Origin of the sequence: Mesorhizobium sp. M0119 (assembly GCF_040322615.1) — a bacterium.
Classification (GTDB): domain Bacteria; phylum Pseudomonadota; class Alphaproteobacteria; order Rhizobiales; family Rhizobiaceae; genus Mesorhizobium.
In genome coordinates this window covers 1-2,719 of record NZ_JAMYTU010000093.1, presented here as the reverse complement: position 1 = coordinate 2,719, position 2,719 = coordinate 1, and the positions used below count along the sequence as shown (strand labels likewise).

The 2,719-nt window shown below is 63.5% G+C and carries 3 protein-coding genes; all 3 read right to left on the bottom strand.

Annotated elements, in window-relative coordinates; genetic code table 11:
• Nucleotides 1-158: 158 nt before the first annotated feature.
• Nucleotides 159-869 carry a hypothetical protein gene (locus tag NKJ40_RS31640; protein ID WP_352469367.1) on the bottom strand — a complete coding sequence of 237 codons (711 nt, stop codon included), beginning with the start codon at nt 867-869 and terminating at the stop codon, nt 159-161.
• Nucleotides 870-989: 120 nt separating this feature from the next.
• On the bottom strand, nt 990-1,616 hold the full coding sequence (locus NKJ40_RS31635; protein ID WP_352469366.1) for a CDGSH iron-sulfur domain-containing protein: 627 nt from the start codon (nt 1,614-1,616) through the stop codon (nt 990-992).
• 426 nt (nt 1,617-2,042) lie between these two features.
• On the bottom strand, nt 2,043-2,417 hold the full coding sequence (locus NKJ40_RS31630; RefSeq protein WP_352469365.1) for a hypothetical protein: 375 nt from the start codon (nt 2,415-2,417) through the stop codon (nt 2,043-2,045).
• Nucleotides 2,418-2,719: the final 302 nt, after the last annotated feature.

Below are 2,719 nucleotides of genomic sequence, written 5' to 3'. Positions count from 1 at the left end.
ATGGCAGTCGCTCCTTCGCTCAACTGCCTCTCCAAAGAATCCTTTCTCAGCCTAAACTCAACCCCAAAATCGCCATATGCGATTCCCCTGCCCTCGAGGGGGGGAGATTCGCAGCTTGGCCGCCTACCCCACAAAAAAGGCTTGTTGGCCGAATAGGGCTACGCCCCCGGCGAGCCTTCGAGCGGCCTGCCGACAGAAGCGGTGGGCCGTTCGCGGCAGAAATACAAGATCGTCAGCATCACCGCGACAAGCAGGATGGCGTAGTAGATCGACAGTCGGGCATAGACCTCCGCCTTTTCCACCGGGAACGAGCGGCCCTGGCTGGCGGCGCGCGCCACCATCGAGGCAACCAGAGCGTCGCGGGAGAAGATCAGGTTTATCGCGGTCAATGGCAGGACCGAGGCGAACAGCAGGGCATTGCAGAGCTTCGCCTTGGGCTCGAACCGCAACAGCATCACGCCACACCAACTGTATACGGCGCTGTAAAGCGCAACGGCTGCGGTCTTCAGCGGCGTGTCCTCCACCATGAAAAGGAACGGCGTGCCGTCGTCTGGTCCGGTGAGGCGCAGCAGGTACCAAATCCCGGACAGGACACCAAGCGTGCCAAGCAACAGATTGGCCCATTGTCGCTGGCCAGCCGGCTGCTCCGTCTGCGCATAGGACAGCAGCCATTCGCCCACCGAGACGTTTGCCACCCGTACAAGGCTGAACAGGATCAGCGAAAGGACCTGCCGTGCCGCCCATGACGCCGGCTGGCCAAGAACGGTCTCGGCAATGCCGGGAAACAGCTGGTCGGCCAGGACGACGGCGGCATTTACCCAGACGTAATCGATACAAAGGCTGAGAAACAGCAAGACATATTTGCGCAATTTGAAGTCCCCAAGCCCGACGAACCGCCACTCCGGCACATGCACGCACCGGTAGCAAAGATCTAACATCAACCGGGCGCAATTGTCGAAGGCCAAGATTGGCGGCGAGCGCTGGGCCGCCTACCCCACAAACCCCACGCGCTTGTGGCTGCCATCGCAGAACGGCTTGTTGGCGGAATGGCCGCAGCGGCAGAGGAAGGCGCGTTGGGTGCGGTCGACCGTGTGGCCTGTGCCGGTGACGATTTCGAGATTGCCCTCAAGCTTGAGCGGGCCGTTGGTCGTCGGCGTGACGGTGAGCGGGCCATCTCGCACTTCCAGCGCCGGCGTATCCTTCAGCGGCGGCTCGCCGGTGGCGGTGAAGCCCGCCTTGGCGTGGCTGCCGTCGCAGAACGGCTTGTTTTCCGAAGCGCCGCAGCGGCAGAGCGTGGCGCGATAAAACGTTTCGCCGCCAAGCACGATCTCGGCATGCAGCGCCAGCGGGCCGTTTTCCCGGATGCGCACCGTGTTGACCACAGGCGGCTGTTCCTGCGGCCCGCCATCCTTGCGGACATAGGTGATGGCGCCGGACGGACAGGCTTCGGCGAGGGCCACGATCTTCTCGACGCTGGCCGCCTGGGGGTGGATCCACTGACCGGGCGCATTGGGCACGAAAACATGCGGATCGCCAAGCACGCAGTTGCGCGAATGGATGCAACGGCGCCCGGAAAAGCCGATATCGATTTTTTCGCCTTCGACCGTGCCGGCCATCGATGCATCTCCTTGCTGATGCCTCACGCTATGGCGGTGGCCCGGACGGCGTCAAGGCAGCCTCTCGAGAATCGGGGGCAAAGCGCGGCAGGGAAGGGAATTCGCATTTCTTTGCCGCCGCGCCACATTTTGTTCTTGCTTTGTGCCGGCAGCTATGCTACTAATCTGCGTATGGTGCCAATTGGCTCCAAGGACCCGCCCCCCGAGGCGGGTTTTTGTTTCGGCTTTGAATTCCGGTGTTGCCGGCCGATATTGGCGGGACGGCGCTCTCCCCCCTCGAGGGGGAGATGTCGCCGAAGGCGACAGAGGAGGTCGTTGCGCGTGGAGCGCCGGCATCTTCTGTCCGCGATGGGACGTCGCATCAGGACGTACCGACCCCCTCTGGCCTGCCGGCCATCTCCCCCTCAAGGGGGGAGATCTGCCAACTCACGGAACCAGATCGATTTCCTCGGTCTCGCCGCCGCTGCAGGTGTAGCAGCAATCGTCGCATTTTTCCGTGTTGCCGGGGCCGACACCCCAATAGGTATTCTCGTCACCGTCGACCCAGGCGCCGTAGCAGATCGATTCGCCGTCATTGCAGGACAGCGGGATCGACTTGGTCTCGCCGTCATTGAGGTAATAATCCTGATTGTTGCCCGGCCAGACATGGTCGCGCTCCTGGCTGTAGAGCTCGACGCGCATGGCGTTGGGATGGCTGTTCTTGATCTCGAAAGTGACATCGCCGGCATGCGCGACGGGTGCAAACAGCGCGGCAAGGAAGAGCGCCGCAGCAGCGCGGCGTGCGAAAGCGTAAGACTGCATGGTGATTCCCCCCGGAATGAAACGGCCTGCCCGGCCGCAAGGGGGAAACATGGCATGGCGGCGGGATGGGTGGAAGGGGGTGCGCCATTTGCGCATCGCGAAAGGCGCAGCGTTGCCAAGCAAGACCCCTCTCCGGTTTGCTCCGCAAACCACCTCTCCCCACTTTGTGGGGCGAGGAAATGCCAATCGCCGAAGCCTCACAAGACCCGGGTTCCTCGCCCCCCCAAAATGGGGGAGAGGTGGGGGCCGCGCCGCCGGGGCGGGGGGGGGCCGCCCCGGGGCGACCGCCGGGGGTCCGGCGG

Excerpts from the sequence above, each read along its gene's own strand:
- NKJ40_RS31635 (WP_352469366.1), bottom strand. The coding sequence starts at position 1,616 with ATGGCCGGCACGGTCGAAGGCGAAAAAATCGATATCGGCTTTTCCGGG.
- NKJ40_RS31630 (WP_352469365.1), bottom strand. The coding sequence starts at position 2,417 with ATGCAGTCTTACGCTTTCGCACGCCGCGCTGCTGCGGCGCTCTTCCTT.